Origin of the sequence: Sphingomonas citricola, from assembly GCF_019429535.1 — a bacterium.
Taxonomy (GTDB): Bacteria; Pseudomonadota; Alphaproteobacteria; order Sphingomonadales; family Sphingomonadaceae; genus Sphingomonas; species Sphingomonas citricola.
The window spans coordinates 397,548-415,391 of the sequence record NZ_JAHXZM010000001.1; the positions used below are offsets into that span (position 1 = coordinate 397,548).

The following is a 17,844-nucleotide window of genomic DNA, read 5'->3' on the forward strand; positions in this document are numbered from 1 at the left end:
GGGCAGGCGCCGCCTTGTCCAGCGCGTTTGTGCCGCTGTTGGCTGCCACGCCCGCGCTTGCGCAGGGTGGGGCCGCGCCGCCCGGTACGTTTGCGCCGCGGAGCGAGATCGTAACCCAAGCGTCGCTCAGCATGCGGGTGGCGCGATGCGCGCTTAAGCAGGATCGCAAGGCTGCCGAAGCGTTCGCGGCGGCCGCGGACGAGCAGGCGAGCAGGCGGGCGTTCTCCAAATTGGTAAAGAGGCTAGATCCGTGCATCCAAGGCGGATCAGCGACCCTTAGCTATGTGCACATGACCGGTGCGATTGCCGGTGAACTATTGCGCGAGAACAACGGCGCAATGCTTGACCAGCTCGCGGCGATGCCGCCCCGAGCCCCGATACGCGTGGCGGAGGGCGAGGGCTCGTCGCATGAGGCGGTAAAGTGCGCAGTGGCGGGAGCGCCGGCCGAAGCGGCGACGCTGCTGCGCGCACCGGCGGAGTCGCCGGCCGAGATCGCTGCATTTCGCGCAATGGTGCCGGTGTTGCAGGCCTGCGTGCCCGCAACTGGTGGTGTTACGCTGAAGCCGAGCATTGTTCGTGTGGCGATTGCAACGGCGGCCTATCAACAAGTGAAGGGCGCGACGGCGCCAGCTGGAACGAACTGATGCCTAAGCTTAAAGTAGACGGGATCGAGGTCGAGGTGCCGCAGGGTGCTACCGTCCTCCAGGCGTGCGAGGCGGCGGGGAAGGAGATTCCGCGTTTCTGCTATCACGAGCGGTTGAGCATCGCGGGCAATTGCCGGATGTGCCTCGTCGAGGTGAAGCCCGGCCCGCCCAAGCCACAGGCGTCGTGCGCGCTCCCGGCCGCGGACAATCAGGAAGTGTTCACCACCACCCCGATGGTGAAGCATGCCCGCGAGGGCATCATGGAATTCCTGCTGATCAATCACCCGCTCGATTGCCCGATCTGCGATCAGGGCGGCGAGTGCGACCTGCAGGACCAGTCGGTCGCCTACGGCCGCGGCCGCTCGCGCTTCGCCGAGAACAAGCGCGCGGTGACCGAGAAATACATGGGGCCGATCGTCAAGACGATCATGACCCGCTGCATCCAGTGCACCCGCTGCGTCCGCTTCGCGGAGGAAGTCGCGGGTGTCGAGGAGATCGGCGCGCTCTATCGCGGCGAGAACATGCAGATCACCAGCTATCTGGAAGAAGCGGTGACGAGCGAGCTGTCGGGCAACGTCGTCGACCTGTGCCCGGTCGGTGCGTTGACCAGCAAGCCCTATGCGTTCGAGGCGCGGCCGTGGGAATTGCGCAAGACGCTGTCGATCGACGTCATGGACGCGGTCGGCACCAACATCCGCCTCGACGCGCGCGGGCGGCAGGTGCTGCGCGCGGTTCCGCGCGTCAACGACGACGTCAACGAGGAATGGGCGACCGACAAGACGCGTCACGCGGTCGACGGTCTGGTCCGCCGCCGGCTCGATCGCCCGTACGTGCGGCGTGACGGCAAGCTCCACCCGGTCAGCTGGGACGAGGCGTTCGCGACGATCGCCGCCGTCGATCACGGCGGCTCGGTCGCGGCGGTCGCGGGCGACCTGGTCGATTGCGAGACGATGTTCGCGGCGAAGGCGCTGCTGCGCGAACTGGGCGATGCCAGGTTCGAGGGGCGTCAGACCGGGATGGATTATGACACGTCCAGCCTGGCGGCGGTGAATTTCAACACCACGATCGCGGGGGTCGAGGAAGCGGACGCGATCCTGCTCGTCGGCACCAACCTGCGCTGGGAAGCCGCGCTGGTGAACACCCGCGTGCGCAAGGCGATCAAGCGCGGCGCCAAGGTGTTCGCGATCGGCCCCGAGACCGAGCTGACCTACAAGGTCGATTGGCTGGGCGACGATCTGTCGATCCTTGGCAACATGCCCGAGGCGGTGACCGAGATATTTGGCAAGGCCGAGCGTCCGATGGTGATCGTCGGCGGTGCGGCGTTGAAGGGCGCGCACGGCGCGGCACTGGGTCTGGTCAACTCGCTCAATCTGGTGCGCGACGGCTGGAACGGTTTCAACGTCGTGCACATGGCGGCGAGCCGGATGGGCGGATTGATGCTCGGCTACGCGTCCAAGGGCGGCATCGCCGACCTGCATGACGCCAAGCTGACCTTCTTCCTCGGCGCGGACGAGTGCGACTTTACGAAGTTCACCGGGTTCAAGGTGTTCGTCGGACACCACGGCGACCGCGGCGCGCACCATGCCGACGTGATCCTGCCGGGCGCGAGCTACGCCGAGAAGTCGGGGACGTTCGTCAACCTCGAGGGCCGCGTTCAGCGCGGCGAGCGCGCCGGCTTCCCGCCGGGCGACGCACGCGAGGATTGGGCGATCTTCCGTGCCTTGTCGGACAAGCTCGGCAAGACGCTGTCGTTCGACACGCTCGACGAGCTGCGCGCGGCGATGGCGCTCGACTGTCCCGACCTCGCGACGCTCGGGCTCAGGACGTTCGCGTGGAACCCGCCGTCGCTCGCAACCACGGCGTCGGGGCGGATCGAGGGTTACCCGATCAAGGATTTCTATCTCACCAACGCGATCTGCCGCGCGTCGCCGACGATGCAGCGCTGTTCGGCGGAACTGATCCACGGTGAGAGCTTCGCGGAGGCAGCGGAGTGACCGGCTTCTTCAATTCAACGCTCGGCATGTCGTATGGCTGGTCGTGGTTCCTCGCCACGATCATCGGCATCCTCGTGATCGCGCTGCCGCTGATGCTGGCAGTCGCGATGATCATCTACGCCGATCGCAAGATCTGGGCGGCGATGGCGCTGCGCCGCGGCCCCAATGTCGTCGGTCCGTTCGGGCTGCTGCAGAGCTTCGCCGACGGTTTGAAGGTGTTCCTGCAGGAGACGATCGTCCCCTCGGCGGCCAATCGTGGTCTGTTCCTGCTCGCGCCGATCATCACCTTCACGGTCGCGCTGATCGTCTGGGCGGTGGTGCCGTTCCAGCCGAGCGTGGTGCTCGCCGACATCAACGTCGGGCTGCTCTACGTCCTCGCGGCCTCGTCGCTCGGTGTGTACGGCATCATCCTCGCGGGCTGGTCGTCGAACTCGAAATACCCGTTCTTCTCCGCGATCCGCGCCGCGGCACAGATGGTGAGCTACGAAGTCGCGATCGGTTTCGTGCTGATCTCGATCGTGATGTGGGCGGGGACGTTCAACCTGACCGGGATCGTCGAGGCGCAGAAGGGTCTGTATGGCTTCATCAACGGCTTCGCATTCAACCCGCTGCTGTTCCCGATGTCGGTGGTGTTCCTGATCTCGTCGCTCGCGGAAACGCAGCGCGCACCGTTCGACCTGACCGAGGCGGAGTCGGAGCTCGTCGCAGGGTATCAGACCGAATATAGCTCGATGAGCTTCGCGCTCTACTGGCTGGGCGAATATGCCAACGTGCTGCTGATGTGCACGCTGAACGCGACGTTGTTCTGGGGTGGGTATCTGCCGCCGTTCGACTGGGCGCCGCTGTACGTCGTGCCGGGGATCATCTGGCTGTTTGCCAAGATCCTGTTCTTCTTCTTCGTGTTCTCCTGGATCAAGGCGACCGTGCCGCGCTACCGCTACGACCAGCTGATGCGGCTGGGGTGGAAGGTGTTCCTGCCGTTGTCGCTGTTCTGGGTGTTCCTGGTGTCGGGCGTGCTGATGTTCATGCGCGTGGGAGTTTGAGATGAGTATCGCGCAGACGATCAAGTCGTTCACGCTGTGGGAGTTCGTGAAGGCGCACGCCCTCACGCTGAAGTATTTCTTCAAGCCCAAGGCGACGATCAACTACCCGTTCGAGAAGAACCCGCTCAGCCCGCGGTTCCGCGGCGAGCACGCGCTGCGTCGCTATCCCAACGGCGAGGAACGCTGCATCGCGTGCAAATTGTGCGAGGCGGTGTGCCCGGCGCAGGCGATCACGATCGAGGCCGAACCGCGCGACGACGGCAGCCGCCGCACGACGCGCTACGACATCGACATGACCAAGTGCATCTACTGCGGACTTTGCCAGGAGGCGTGCCCGGTCGACGCGATCGTCGAGGGACCGAACCTCGATTTCGCGACCGAGACGCGCGAGGAGCTGATCTACGACAAGGCCAAGCTGCTCGACAACGGCGACCGCTGGGAACGCGCGATTGCGGCGAACCTTGCCGCCGACGCGCCGTACCGTTAAGCGCGCGGCGAAGACCGAAGCCGCATCAGACAGGCACCAAAGGGGCTCGTAGAATATCGTGATCCAGGCGCTCGCCTTTTACCTGTTCGCGCTCGTCGTGCTGCTCTCGGGCGCCATGACGATCCTGTCGCGCAACCCGGTACATTCCGTCCTGTGGCTGATCCTCGCGTTCTTCAACGCCGCGGGGCTGATGGTGCTCGTGGGGGCGGAGTTCATCGCGATGCTGCTCGTCATCGTCTACGTCGGTGCGGTCGCGGTGCTGTTCCTGTTCGTCGTCATGATGCTCGACATCGACTTCGCCGAGCTTAGGGCGGGCTTCGTGCGCTATGCCGCGCTCGGCCTGCTGCTCGCGGTCGCGCTGGTCGCGGAGATCCTGATCGGCGTCGGCGCTTGGAGCGCGGGCGGGATCGACCTCGCGCGGCGCGCGGCGCCGACCGACGCGGGCGTCCCCAACATCGAGGCGATCGGGCAACTGCTCTACACGCGCTATCTCTTCATCTTCGAGGGCGCGGGGCTGGTGCTGCTGGTCGCGATGATCGGCGCGATCGTGCTGACCCACCGCGAGCGGTCGGGGTCGCGGTATCAGAACATCGCGCGGCAGAACGCGCGCCGTCCGCAGGACGCGACGCGCAACGTGCGGCCCGAGATCGGGCAGGGAGTGCAATTGTGAGCGGCGAAATCGCGGGCGGCGTCGGCCTCGTCCATTATTTGGTCGTGGCGGCGCTGCTGTTCACGATGGGGGTGCTCGGCATCTTTCTCAACCGCAAGAACATCATCGTCATCCTGATGGCGATCGAGTTGATCCTGCTGGCGGTGAACATCAACCTCGTCGCCTTCTCGGCCGCGCTCCACGACCTCGTGGGGCAGGTGTTCGCGATGTTCGTGCTGACGGTGGCGGCGGGTGAGGCCGCGATCGGCCTCGCCATCCTCGTCATCTTCTTCCGCGGTCGCGGGTCGATCTCGGTCGACGATCCCAGCCGGATGAAGGGGTAAGACGTCCGTGCATTCGATCCTCTTCATCGTATTCCTGCCGCTCGTCGCGGCCGCCATCGCGGGGCTGGGCAACCGCTCGCTCGGCGTGGTCCCGGCAAAGGTCATCACGACCGGCGCGCTGTTCGTGTCGTGCCTGCTGTCGTGGCCGATCTTCATCGGCTATCTGAGCGGTAGCGCCGAGGCGACCGTCACGCCCGTGCTCCACTTCATCACCTCGGGCACGTTCGACGTGTCGTGGGCGCTGCGCGTCGATGCGCTGACCGCGGTGATGCTGGTCGTGATCACCAGCGTGTCCGCGCTCGTCCACCTCTACTCCTGGGGCTATATGGCGGAGGACCCGGATCAGCCGCGTTTCTTCGCCTATTTGTGCCTCTTCACCTTCGCGATGCTGATGCTCGTGACCGCGGACAATCTGATTCAAATGTTCTTCGGCTGGGAAGGCGTCGGCCTCGCCAGCTACCTGCTGATCGGTTTCTGGTTCCGTAAGCCGAGCGCCAATGCCGCGGCGATCAAGGCGTTCGTTGTGAACCGCGTCGGCGATCTGGGCTTCATGCTCGGCATCTTCGGCACCTATCTCGTCTTCAACACCGTTTCGATCCCCGCGATCCTCGCCGCCGCACCGTCGATGGCGGGGTCGACGATCGGCTTCCTGTGGTTCCGCGCCGACACGATGACGGTGCTGTGCCTGCTGCTGTTCGTCGGTGCGATGGGCAAGTCGGCGCAGCTCGGCCTCCACACCTGGCTACCCGACGCGATGGAAGGCCCGACCCCGGTGTCGGCGCTGATCCACGCCGCGACGATGGTGACCGCGGGCGTGTTCATGGTGTGCCGCCTGTCGCCGATGTTCGAGACGAGCCCGACCGCATTGGGCTTCGTCACCTTCATCGGTGCCGCGACCTGCCTGTTCGCGGCGACAATCGGCACGACGCAGACCGACATCAAGCGCGTGATCGCTTATTCGACCTGCTCGCAGCTCGGTTACATGTTCTTCGCAGCCGGCGTCGGCGCGTATGGCGCGGCGATGTTCCACCTGTTCACGCACGCTTTCTTCAAGGCGCTGCTGTTCCTCGGCGCGGGCTCGGTGATCCACGCGATGCACCACGAGCAGGACATGCGCTATTACGGTGGCCTGCGTAAGGAGATCCCGATTACGTTCTGGGCGATGCTGCTCGGTACGCTTGCGATCACCGGCGTCGGCATCTACGGCATCGGCGGGTTCGCGGGCTATCACTCGAAGGACGCGATCATCGAGGTCAGCTGGGCCGCCGGTTCGCCCGTCGCCTCGATGGTGGGCGTGTTCGCCGCATTGCTGACGAGCTTCTACTCGTGGCGTCTCATGTTCCTGACCTTCTGGGGCAAGCCGCGTTGGGCCGCGTCGGAGCATATCCAGCACGCGATCCACGACGCGCACGCGCATGGCCACGATCACGCCGGCGATCACGCGCATGCCGCCGATCACGAGGTGCACGAACACGGCAAGCAGGCCGAGCATCATCACGGCGACGTCGCGCACGAGGATGCGGGCCACACGCCGCACGTCGAAACGCGCGGCTTCAACGAGATCCCGGTCGGGACCGGCGGCTATCACCCGCACGAGAGCCCGTTGCCGATGCTCATCCCGCTGATTGTCCTGTCGGTCGGTGCGGTCGCGGCGGGCTTCACCTTCCACGGCTGGTTCATCGAACCCGACGCGGGTGAGCGGTTCTGGAAGGGTGCGATCGCGTTCAACGAGCATCTAATGCACTCGATGCACCAGGTACCGCTGCTGGTTCAGCTGTCGGCGACGATCGTGATGCTGACGGGGCTGCTGATCGCCTGGCTGAGCTACATCCGCTCGCCCGAGACGCCCGCGAAGACCGCGGACACGTTCCAGCCGATCTACCGCTTCCTGTTGAACAAGTGGTACATCGACGAGCTCTACAACTTCCTCTTCGTCCGGCCCGCGTTCGCGATCGGGCGGCTGCTCTGGCACAAGGGCGACGAGGGGACGATCGACCGCTTCGGTCCGAACGGATCGGCGTGGCTGGTCCAGGTCGGCAGCCGCATGGCGGGGCGCGTCCAGACGGGATATGTTTACACCTATGCTTTTGTCATGCTGATCGGGCTGACCGCCGCGGTCACCTGGGCGATCGCGGGTTGAGGGCGGCACGATGAACGGCTTCCCCATCCTGTCCGTCATGCTCGCGGTGCCGGCGATCGCCGCCGTCGCGTGCCTGTTCCTCTCGGCCCAGACCGCGCGGATGACCGCGCTCGCCGCGACGCTCGTCAATCTGGCGCTCGGCGTCGTGCTGTGGCTCAATTTCGACGTCGGCGGCGCGCAGTGGCAGTTCGTCGAGAATGCGCCGCTGTTCGGCCGCTTCGGTTGGGCGCTCGGCATCGACGGCTACGCGCTGCTGCTGATTGCGCTCAGCGTGTTCCTGATGCCGATCTGTATCGGCGCCAGCTGGCACGCGATCGAGAAGCGCGTGCCCGAATATATGTCGGCGTTCCTGTTCACCGAAGTGCTGATGATCGGCACCTTCGCGGCGCAGGACATCTTCCTGTTCTACATCTTCTTCGAAGCCGGCCTGATCCCGATGTTCCTGATCATCGGCATCTGGGGCGGGGCGAACCGCATCTACGCGTCGTACAAGTTCTTCCTGTACACGCTGCTCGGCTCGCTGCTGATGTTCATCGCGATGCTGTACATGAGCATCACCGCGAACACGACCAGCATCCCCGTGCTGATGGCGTACGACTTCCCGGCGCACGTGCAGACGTGGCTGTGGCTCGCGTTCTTCGCGTCGTTCGCGGTCAAGATGCCGATGTGGCCGGTTCACACTTGGTTGCCCGACGCGCACGTCCAGGCGCCGACCGCGGGTTCGGTGATCCTCGCGGGCGTGCTGCTGAAGCTCGGCGGCTACGGCTTCCTGCGCTTCAGCCTGCCGATGTTCCCCGAAGCCTCGGCGCAGCTGACGCCGCTGATCTTCGGTCTGTCGGCGGTGGCAGTGATCTACACCAGCCTCGTCGCGCTGGTGCAGGCGGACATGAAGAAGCTGATCGCTTATTCGTCGGTCGCGCACATGGCGATCGTGACGATCGGCCTGTTCGCGTTCAACGCGCAGGGGATCGAGGGCGCGATGATGGTGATGCTGGGCCACGGTCTGGTGTCGGGTGCGCTGTTCCTGTGCGTCGGCGTGATCTACGACCGGCTCCACACGCGCGAGATCGCGCGCTACGGCGGCCTCGCGATCAATATGCCGCGCTATGCGCTGTTCTTCCTGCTGTTCACGATGGCGTCGATCGGCCTGCCGGGCACCAGCAACTTCGTCGGTGAGATCCTGAGCCTCATGGGCGCGTATCAGGTGTCGACCTGGACTGCGCTGCTGTGCACCACCGGCATCATCCTGGGTGCGGCGTACATGCTGTACCTGTACCGCCGCGTCGTCTTCGGTGAGATCAAGTCGGACGAGGTCCGCGCGATGTCCGACCTGTCGGGCCGCGAGCTGTGGCTGCTCGCGCCGATCGCCGCGGTCGTCCTGTGGATGGGCGTCTATCCCGAAAGCTTCCTCGCGCCGATGCGCAAGGACACGCAGGTGCTGCTCGCGCGCATCAACCGCGCGCAGCCGGCGGGCGACAGCAAGCCGACGCGCGGCACCGGCATCATTCCGTCGGCGGACGCCGAACCTGCTCACGACAATCCGGCGTCCGGGGAGGCGCACTGATGGACTATGCTTCCCAACTCGCGATGACGCTGCCCGAGGTGATCCTCGCGGTCGGCAGCATCGTGCTGATGCTCGTCGCCGCCTGGGGTGGCCCAGCGTCGACCAAGGCGGTGTCCTGGGCCGCGGTCGCGGTGCTCGCGGGTGCGCTGATCGCGCTCGTCGGCCCGGCGACCTCGGGTGGAGAGGCATTCGGCGGGCTGTACCGCGCCGACGGCTTCGCCGGTTTCGCCAAGGTCCTGATCTTCATCGCCGCCGCGGTCGCAATCGTGATGGCGCCCGACTTCTTCGCGCGTACGGCGGGCGACAATCTGCGGCCTGAATATCCGGTGCTGATCCTGTTGTCCGCCGCGGGCATGGGGATGATGGTGTCCGCCGCCGACCTGCTGACGCTCTATGTCGGGCTCGAGTTGCAGAGTCTGTCGGCCTACGTCCTCGCCAGCTTCATGCGGCAGGACGCGCGTTCGGCAGAGGCGGGGCTCAAATATTTCGTCCTCGGCGCGCTCGCCTCGGGCATCCTGCTCTACGGCATCAGCCTCGTCTACGGCTTCACCGGTTCGACGATGTTCAACGAGATCGCGGGCGCCTATGCCGCGACGCCGCTGACGGGTGACGCCAAGTCGTACGGGCTGCTGTTCGGGCTCGTGTTCGTCTTCGCCGGTCTCGCGTTCAAGATGTCGGCGGTGCCGTTCCACATGTGGACCCCCGACGTGTACGAGGGCGCACCGACCCCGGTGACCGCGTTCTTCGCCTCTGCACCCAAGGTCGCGTCGGTCGCGCTCGGCGTCCGCGTCGCGGTCGAGGCGATGGGCCCGGCCGAGGGGCAGTGGCGCCAGATCGTGATCTTCGCCGCACTCGCCTCGATCCTCCTTGGCGCGGTCGCGGCGATCGGGCAGCAGAACATCAAGCGGCTGCTCGCTTATTCGTCGATCAACAACGTCGGCTTCGCGCTGATCGGCCTCGCCGCGGGCACGCCCGAGGGCGTCGCCTCGGTGCTCAACTACATGGCGATCTACATCGCGATGACGCTGGGCAGCTTCCTCGTCGTGCTACAGATGCGTGACCACGAGGGGCAGCCGGTCGAGACGATCGCCAGCCTGTCGGGCCTGTCGCGCACACGCCCGGGGCTCGCCGCCGCGCTCGCGATCTTCATGTTCAGCCTTGCCGGCATCCCGCCGCTGTTCGGCTTCTACGCGAAGTTCGAGGTGTTTTACGCCGCGGTGCAGGCGGGGCTGTTCCCACTCGCGGTCTTCGGCATCGCGTTCAGCGTGATCGGCGCTTATTACTACCTGCGCGTCATCAAGACGATGTACTTCGACGAACCCGTCGCCGAGTTCGGCCGCGGTTATGCGCTCGAAGGCGGGTTGATCGCGGTTGCGGCGGTGATCGTCTCGCCGCTCGGCTACCTTGCCATCCCGCTGCTGTCGGGCTGGACGCTGGCCGCGGCACGGGCGCTGTTCTGACCCCTCGCATCCTCGCCGTCGCGGAGACGGGTTCGACCAACGCCGACCTGCTCGATCTGGCGGCGGCGGGCAGCGCGGGCGAGGGCGTGTGGTTGCGCAGCGACCGGCAACTCGCCGGGCGCGGACGGCTCGGGCGCGACTGGGCATCGCCCGCGGGCAATCTGTATGCGAGCACGATCGTCACGCTGCGCGCCGACGATCCGCCCGCGCCCAGCCTCGCGCTGGTCGCGGCGGTCGCGCTCGAGGAAGCGGTCGCGGGGGTGCTGCCAGAGGCCGCGCGGCGCAAGCTCGCGATCAAATGGCCCAACGACCTGCTGATCGCGGGGGCGAAGGTGTCGGGCATTTTGCTTGAACGCGCGGGCAACCACGTCGTGATCGGGATCGGCGTCAACGTCGCGCACCATCCCGACCTTCCTGATCGCGCGACCACCAGCCTCCACGCCGAGGGCGCGACCGTCGACGTGGCCGCGTTCACCGATCGCCTCGCCGCGCTGACCGCCGCCTGGCTGACGCTCTGGCGCACGCAAGGGTTGGCCACGATCATCGAGCGGTGGAACGAGCGCGCGCACCCGCCGGGCACGCCACTGCGGGTGCGTCTGCCCGAGGGCGGCGAGCTTGCCGGCGCCTTCGACGGGCTCGACGCGCACGGCGCGTTGCGGGTGCGCTTGGACGACGGCGACAGCCGTGTCATCCACGCCGGCGACATATTCCTGGTCTGAAGGGGGAGGGGAAAAGATGCTGCTCGCGATCGATGCCGGCAACACCAACGTCGTCTTCGCGCTGGTCGAGGTGACGGCCGAGGCACGCGAGATCAAGGCGCGCTGGCGGATCGCGACCGATCCCCGCCGGACCGCGGACGAATATGCGGTGTGGCTCAGCCAGTTGCTCGCGCTCGAGGGCTATGCGCGCGAACAGGTGTCGGCGGTGGTCATCTCCACGGTCGTGCCGCGCGCGCTCCACAATCTTCAGGTGCTCGCGAGCAAGTATTTCGGCGGTGAAGCGCTGATCGCGGGGCGCGCACCGCTCGAATGGGGCGTGTCGATCGACGTCGACGAGCCCGCCTCGCTCGGCGCCGATCGCGCGGTCAACACGATCGCGGCGCACACGCTCCACGCCGGCGACCTGATCGTGATCGATTTCGGTACCGCGACCACGCTCGACTTCTCCGACTATGGCGGCGCGTACAAGGGCGGGATCATCGCGCCCGGCATCAACCTGTCGCTCGACGCGCTGGTCGCCGCCGCCGCCAAGCTGCCGCGGATCGCGATCGAGGCACCTGCGGTCAACAGCGTCATCGGGCGCAACACGGTCGATCAGATGAACATCGGCATCTACTGGGGCTATATCGCGATGATCGAGGGGCTGGTCGCGTGGATGAAGGCCGAGGTCGGCCGCCCGGTCAAGGTGATCGCGACCGGCGGGCTCGCCACGCTGTTCGAGCGGCACACGAGCGTATTCGACGCGATCGAACCCGACCTGACGATCCAGGGGCTGGCGATCATGTGGCAACGCGCCCATATCCATTGACGAGATCGGCGCCGGGGCCGCTACCCGGAAAACAGCGAACATCGCGCCGCTACCGTTCGACCACGCGTCGCAGCGGAGTTGCGTGCAAAGGACAAGAATGACACCGAAGAACAACGAACTACTTTTCTGCGCCCTCGGCGGATCGGGCGAGATCGGGATGAACGTCAACCTCTACGGCCACGCCGGCAAATGGGTGATGGTCGATTGCGGCGTGACCTTCGCCGACGCCGGCTTCCCCGGCATCGACGTGATCCTGCCCGACCTGCGCTTCATCGAGGAACAGATCGACAATCTGGTCGGGCTCGTCCTGACCCACGGGCACGAGGATCACATCGGCGCGCTGCCCTACCTGGCCGAGGACCTGGGCGTGCCACTCTACGCGACGCCGTTCACCGCCGGGCTGATCCGCGGCAAGCTTGAGGAAGAGCGGATCGAGGATCGCGTCAAGATCAAGCTGGTCGATGCGAACAAGCCGTTCGACGTCGGCCCGTTCAAGTTCACGATGGTCCCGCTCGCGCACTCGATCCCCGAGGCGAACGGCCTCGTGATCGAAACCAAGGCTGCGCGCGTGTTCCACACCGGCGACTGGAAGCTCGACGCCAAGCCGCTGATCGGCAAGCCGTCGACGCCCGAGGAACTCCGCGCGATCGGTGACAAGGGCATCGACGTGCTCGTCTGCGATTCGACCAACGTCTTCAACGCCGAGGCGTCGGGCAGCGAGGCCGACGTGCGCCGGGGCATCGCCGAGACGGTGGCGAAGGCCAAGGGCCGCGTCCTCGTCACCTCGTTCGCATCGAACGCCGCTCGTATCGCGACGCTCGGCAAGGTGGCCGAGGAGACCGGGCGCAAGCTGGCGGTCGCGGGCCGCTCGCTCGACCGCATTATCCGCGTCGCACAGGCGACGGGTTATCTGAAGGACCTGCCCAACCTGATCGACGCGGAGACCGCGATGCGGCTGCCGCGCAACAAGGTGCTAGTGATCGCGACCGGCGGGCAGGGTGAGCCGCGCGCGGCACTCGCGCGCGTCGCCGAGGGCACGCACCCGATCAAGCTCGACGAGGGCGATACGGTCATTTTCTCGTCGAAGCAGATTCCCGGCAACGAGGTCGCGATCGGCCGCATCCAGAACCAGCTCGCCGCCAAGGGTGTCGAGATGGTGACCGAGAAGCAGGCGCATGTCCACGTCTCCGGCCACCCCGGCCGCCCCGAGCTGAAGTCGATGTACGAGTGGATGCGTCCCAAGGCGCTGATCCCCGTGCACGGCGAGATGCGCCACCTGAAGGAGCAGGCGCGCTTCGGCCTGTCGAACGGCATCGCGCGCGCGCTGGTGCAGACCGACGGCGATATCGTGCGGCTCGCGCCGAACGGGCCGGAGAAGATCGGGAATGCGCCCGTCGGCCGCCTCGTCCTCGACGGTGACGTGATCCTGCCGTCGAACGGCAGCACGATCAACGAACGGCGCCGCATCGCGGTCAACGGCCAGATCTCGGTTGGGATCGCGGTCGACCGCAACGGTCGCGCGGGCGGCACCCCCGACGTGCGCGTCCAGGGCGTGCCGGTCGAGGAGGAGCGCGACGCCTTCCTCGACGATGCGATCGCCGCAGCGGCGGAGGCGATGCGTGGTGCCCCGCGTGACCGCGAGAAGCTGCGCGAGCAGGTCCGCCTCGCGGTGCGCCGCGTCGCGACGCGCTGGACCAGCAAGAAGCCGGTCATCGACGTGGTCGTCGTCCAGGTCTGACGCGCGATGCGCTGGACCTCGATGCTGGCGATCTACGTCCTGTTCTGGTCGTTCTCGGTGTTCCTCGTCCTCCCGTTCGGGGTGAAAACCTCGGCGGAGGCGGGGGCCGAGCACGTCCCCGGCACCGCCGAGAGTTCACCGCACGAATTCTCGCTCAAGCGGGTCGCGATACGCACGACGATCGTCGCGACGATCCTGTTCGCCCTCTTCATGGCGAACTACGAATTCGGCTGGGTCGACACCCGGACGCTCGACTACGCCGACGCCGCCAACGCGGCGTAAGCGTGTCGGCCCAACGATGAGCGGGGTGACGGGCTGTCCAGTCGGCCCCGTCGTTCGCCGACACCGACCCGATCACCGGTAATCACCGGCCAGATCGCGAACCGCGGTAAAGGCCTCGCCGCAGCTTTGAGCCAAATCGAGCTGAGGGTCGCGGCCACATTTGCTGGCCTGCCGACGCAGAGCAGCTTCTTGGGGGCATTCGGGTCACCGCGCCGGTGCCGTGATGTCTCACCATCTCGGTGCAGACCCGGCCAAGCTACAGGCTATCAGAGGGTTACGTCGCTCGGGTGCTCGCGACCAAGATCACCTGAATGGCTCGCGTCTGCCGGGATGGCAGATCGTGCGCGATCCCTACCGCAGCCGCTCGATCGCCTGCGCGAGCGCGACGTACAGCTTGCCCATGTCCGACGACAGCAGCGTCACCCCTAGCGGCGACGAGTCGCGCTGGGTCAGGATGGTGCGCAGCATCGCCTCGAAATCGTGGATGTAGCGGTTGACCTGCTCGCGGAACCCCGGCTCGTCGTCGTAGAGCCGTGCGATGTCGCGCTGCTCGGCCGCGTCGAGCAGACGCACTGCGCGCCGCGTAAAGACGCCGCGATCGCCCTTAAGATACGCCGCCCATGCGCTGTCCGATACGTCGGGGGCGAGCGTGCGGGTCAGGTCGATCGACGCGGAATTGAGCTGCTCGATCAGCAGCGAGGCGCGGCGCGCGAAGCTGTCTTGCTCGACCCGGTCGCGGTGCTGCTGCTCTTCTGCCAGTCGCGTGTCGACGCGCGCCGCGGCGGCGTCGATCACCGCAATCTGCTGCTCGAGCCGCTGCGTCGCACGCGCGGCGGCCTCGACCGCGACCTCCGCGACCGCGGAAACCTGCGCGATCTGCGCCTCGACGCCGTTCGTCACCGCGCGGTGCAGCGCGTCGTTGCTCGCCGCCTGCAACGCCTCCGCCGCCTCGGGGATGACGTGCGCCAGCGTGTCGCGTGCGTGATCGGCAGCGTTCGCCGCGGTGTCGCGGACGCGCATCAGCGCCTCGATCAATCGCGGCGCTGCCTCTTCCGCCAGCCGGTTTGCGCGCTCGGTCGCCTCGTCGACGGTGTGGCCGATCGCGTCGGCCTTGGCGCGGCCGGTCGTGAGCGTGTCGATCAGGGTGCCGGTCAGCGCATCGACGCTGCGCCGCTGCTCGGCGATGACCTGCGCGATCGCCTCGATCGCGTCGTGCGTGCTCTCGGCCGCGGTGACGAGCGCGAGCAGCTCGGGGCGCGCGGCGACCACCACCGACTGGCTGGCGACGATTCGCGCGTCGAGCCGGTCGATCGCCTCGGGCAGCGTTTCGTCGATCTCGCGCGTCGCGGCGTCGAGCGCGGTCAACAGCGTCTCGGTCGTCGCGATCGTGCGCGTGGCGAGCGCGTCGCCCGATTTCAGCGCGTCCCCCATCGCCTCGGCCGAACTCGTCAACGCGCTGATCGACGCGGCGAGCTGCTGCGATCGCTCGGTACCACTCGCGTGCAGCGCCGCGATCCGGCGCTCGTTGCGGCCTAGGCTTTCCTCCAGCACCGTGAACAGATCCTCGCCGACGCCGCGTTGCGCGTCGAGCCGCCGCGCGATCCGTTCGATCACCATTTCGACGAGTTCGATCCGCTGCGTCAGCGCCTCCGCACTCTCCCGCGCGGCCTGATCGAGCGCGACCTGACTGGTACCGATCAAAGCCAACATCGCCTCACCCTGCGCGGCGATTCCTTTGCGCGACTCGTCGATCGCGGTGGCGGTGCGATCGAGCAGCGCGTCGACCGCGCTTGCCGCGTCGGAGGTGACGGCCTCGAGCCGGGCGCCGGCGGTCTCGCTCGTCGCCTCCATCCGCCGGATGTGCGCGCCGAGCTTTTCCGCCGCACCACCCGCGACCGTCTCGGCCTCGCGACCGCGCGCAGTCAACGCCGCCACTTGCGCGTCGAGCGCAGCTGCGCGTTCACCCGCGGTAAGCCCGGCTTGTTCGATCGCTTCGATCAGCGCGCGGGTTTCCGCCTGTGCGGTCGGCAGGCCATTCAGCAGCGTCGACAGGCTCGATTGCGCGGTGTTGGCAGCATCGGCGAGCGCCCGGGCATGAACGTCCGCCTGATCGATTTCCTCCGACAGGCCGCGGCCGATCGCGGCGAGTCGCGCGGTCGCGGCATCCCCCGTCGTCGCGAGCACCCTGACCTGTTCGGCAAGTTGACCGCGTTGCCGCTCGATCGCGACACCGAGCGCGTTGACGGTGCTCTCGAGCGCCGCGGCTTCTCCCCGCATCGCGCGGGCGCTGGCACCGAAGCGCTGTGCCTCGGCCTGGCTGGTCCGCAGCGCGAGGAGCCAGGCAACCCCCGCAGACAGCGGACCGAGCAACGCGGCGGCCGCAATCTGCGCGATCTCGAGCGGCGCGGTGACCCGCCCCCAGGCGAGGGCGACCAGCGCGGCGACCCAAACGACTGCGAAAAGGATCAGCAGCCACGGCATGATGCCCCGCCACGCGGGCTCGGGCTCGATCCCCGGCTCGGCGACGAACCCGTCCGCGGCGTGCCACTGCGCCTCCGCGTGCGGTTCGACCGGCGCGTCCTGCTCGATTCCGAGCGCGGTGCGCTGCTGCATGTCCTCGGACATACGTATCCCGACTATTGACGGCCCCCCGTTCATGACGCCGGGCTTACCACGTTTATGGCGGCGCGAAAGCGGTTCGCGACGGAGCGATGGTTCGTTGCTCTCGCTACAGACCTGCACTTTGCCTCGCCCCCTGATCGGCGGACGGTTGCCCGCCGGCGCGCGCCGCCGTAACGGCCTCGGATGCTGGCTGGTCTGTTATTCGCGACACGGGAGGCGCTCGATCGTCCGGGTACGCTGACCGCGACGCTGCCGTTCGCGGCGGCGACGCTGATCGAGTATCAGGCGCGGCTGCTGGTGGCGGCGGGCGCGTCGCAGATCGTGGTCATCGTCTCGCGCCTCACCCCCGAATTGATCGGCGCGCTGGCACGGATTGGAAAGCGCGGCGTCGCGGTCGACGCGGTACGGAGCGCCACCGACGCGCTCGGCAAGCTCCACCCGCTCGCGCGCGTGCTATTGATCGCGGACGGCCTGGTGACGAGCGAGGCGGTGGTGACCGCTTTGGCTGGCGAACAGGACGATACGCTGCTGGTCGTTCCCGAAGCGAGTGCGGCCACCGAATTCGAGCGCATCGGCGGGGGCGTCGCCTGGGCGGGGCTCGCACGCATGGACGCACGTCGTCTGTCGGACGCGGCCGGGATGCCCGCGGATTACGACCTCCAGTCGACGCTCCTCCACGTGCTCGCGCAGGCGCGCGCGGAGCGGGTCGAGCTGCCCGCCTACGCGGTCGGGCAGGGGCACGGGATCGAGCATCGCGCCGGCGCGCTCGATCAACGCGGGCGCGCGGTGCTCGCCGCGTCGATGGCATCGCGACCGGGCTGGTTCGATCGCCTTATTCTTAACCCCGTCGCGCGCCTCGCGGTGCCCGAAGTGGCGCGGCGTGGCCTGTCGACGATGGCGGTCGCCGGGACCGGAGGATTGCTCGCGCTCGGTGGGCTCGTCGGGTTGTACGCGGGGTGGCAGCGGTCGGGTCTGGTCGCGGTACTCGCCGCGGCGATCGTCGGTGAACTCGCCGGGTCGCTCGCCCTGTTCCGCGACGAGGCGGAGGTCCAGCGCGGGTTGTACGTGGCGGAACTCGTCGCCCCCGCGGCGGCGGTGTTGCTGCTGGGGCAGGGGCTGGGCACGGTTGCGCTGCTCATCGCGGCGCAACTGCTCGTCGTGGGCGGGCTCGTCGAACGTGCAGCGCGCGTGTCGAATCGCCGACGCTGGTGGGGCGCGCCGCCGGCCTATCTCGCCGTCGTCACCGCGGGATCGCTGCTGGGACTGCCGCTGTGGGGGCTCGCGATCGCGACGCTATATGGCACCGCAACGCTTGCCGGCGCGATCGAGGCGTTGCGCGCCGAGGCTTAG

At 67.4% G+C, this 17,844-nt stretch carries 15 protein-coding genes; 14 read left to right on the plus strand and 1 reads right to left on the minus strand.

From position 1 onward, the window contains the following. Positions 1 to 14: 14 nt before the first annotated feature. From KZ810_RS01945 to KZ810_RS02005, 13 genes are all read left to right on the plus strand, one after another. Positions 15 to 644 (plus strand): hypothetical protein, encoded by a 630-nt coding sequence (locus KZ810_RS01945; RefSeq protein ID WP_219767304.1) that lies wholly within the window; start codon positions 15 to 17, stop codon positions 642 to 644. Next, positions 644 to 2,638, plus strand: coding sequence for an NADH-quinone oxidoreductase subunit NuoG (gene nuoG / locus KZ810_RS01950; protein ID WP_219767305.1), 1,995 nt, complete (start codon positions 644 to 646; stop codon positions 2,636 to 2,638). Before KZ810_RS01945 ends, nuoG begins: the two co-directional genes overlap by 1 nt. 26 nt (positions 2,639 to 2,664) lie before the next feature. Then, positions 2,665 to 3,681 carry an NADH-quinone oxidoreductase subunit NuoH gene (nuoH, locus tag KZ810_RS01955; RefSeq protein ID WP_219767710.1) on the plus strand — a complete coding sequence of 339 codons (1,017 nt, stop codon included), beginning with the start codon at positions 2,665 to 2,667 and terminating at the stop codon, positions 3,679 to 3,681. A gap of 1 nt (position 3,682) precedes the next feature. Continuing rightward, entirely contained in the window at positions 3,683 to 4,168 is a 486-nt protein-coding gene (gene nuoI / locus KZ810_RS01960) for an NADH-quinone oxidoreductase subunit NuoI (protein WP_019516615.1), read from the plus strand. Positions 4,169 to 4,226: 58 nt separating this feature from the next. Further along, positions 4,227 to 4,838: an NADH-quinone oxidoreductase subunit J gene (locus KZ810_RS01965; RefSeq protein ID WP_174192081.1), complete on the plus strand. Its 612-nt coding sequence runs from the start codon at positions 4,227 to 4,229 to the stop codon at positions 4,836 to 4,838. Between the two features lie 8 nt (positions 4,839 to 4,846). Further along, positions 4,847 to 5,161, plus strand: a complete 315-nt coding sequence (nuoK, locus tag KZ810_RS01970; RefSeq protein ID WP_037523803.1) for an NADH-quinone oxidoreductase subunit NuoK — start codon at positions 4,847 to 4,849, stop codon at positions 5,159 to 5,161. Between the two features lie 7 nt (positions 5,162 to 5,168). After that, positions 5,169 to 7,301, plus strand: coding sequence for an NADH-quinone oxidoreductase subunit L (nuoL, locus tag KZ810_RS01975; protein ID WP_219767306.1), 2,133 nt, complete (start codon positions 5,169 to 5,171; stop codon positions 7,299 to 7,301). Positions 7,302 to 7,311: 10 nt separating this feature from the next. Then, on the plus strand, positions 7,312 to 8,865 hold the full coding sequence (locus KZ810_RS01980; RefSeq protein ID WP_219767307.1) for an NADH-quinone oxidoreductase subunit M: 1,554 nt from the start codon (positions 7,312 to 7,314) through the stop codon (positions 8,863 to 8,865). Beyond that, complete coding sequence (nuoN, locus tag KZ810_RS01985) at positions 8,865 to 10,325, plus strand: NADH-quinone oxidoreductase subunit NuoN (protein WP_219767308.1); 1,461 nt, start codon at positions 8,865 to 8,867, stop codon at positions 10,323 to 10,325. The genes KZ810_RS01980 and nuoN overlap by 1 nt, the downstream gene beginning before the upstream one ends. A gap of 8 nt (positions 10,326 to 10,333) precedes the next feature. Then, entirely contained in the window at positions 10,334 to 11,044 is a 711-nt protein-coding gene (locus KZ810_RS01990; protein ID WP_219767711.1) for a biotin--[acetyl-CoA-carboxylase] ligase, read from the plus strand. Between the two features lie 16 nt (positions 11,045 to 11,060). Beyond that, the gene (locus KZ810_RS01995) at positions 11,061 to 11,852 is read left to right on the plus strand and encodes a type III pantothenate kinase (RefSeq protein WP_219767309.1); all 792 of its coding nucleotides are present in this window, start codon (positions 11,061 to 11,063) and stop codon (positions 11,850 to 11,852) included. A gap of 97 nt (positions 11,853 to 11,949) precedes the next feature. After that, a complete protein-coding gene (locus KZ810_RS02000; RefSeq protein WP_219767310.1) occupies positions 11,950 to 13,590 on the plus strand; it encodes a ribonuclease J in 1,641 nt (546 codons plus the stop codon). Positions 13,591 to 13,596: 6 nt separating this feature from the next. Further along, complete coding sequence (locus KZ810_RS02005) at positions 13,597 to 13,872, plus strand: DUF1467 family protein (RefSeq protein WP_219767311.1); 276 nt, start codon at positions 13,597 to 13,599, stop codon at positions 13,870 to 13,872. A gap of 351 nt (positions 13,873 to 14,223) precedes the next feature. On the opposite strand, the gene KZ810_RS02010 is transcribed toward KZ810_RS02005, so the two are convergent. Then, a complete protein-coding gene (locus KZ810_RS02010) occupies positions 14,224 to 16,497 on the minus strand; it encodes a coiled-coil domain-containing protein (RefSeq protein WP_219767312.1) in 2,274 nt (757 codons plus the stop codon). A 180-nt stretch (positions 16,498 to 16,677) separates the two neighbouring features. On the opposite strand from KZ810_RS02010, the gene KZ810_RS02015 reads away from it, so the two are divergent. Next, the gene (locus tag KZ810_RS02015; RefSeq protein WP_219767313.1) at positions 16,678 to 17,844 is read left to right on the plus strand and encodes a hypothetical protein; all 1,167 of its coding nucleotides are present in this window, start codon (positions 16,678 to 16,680) and stop codon (positions 17,842 to 17,844) included.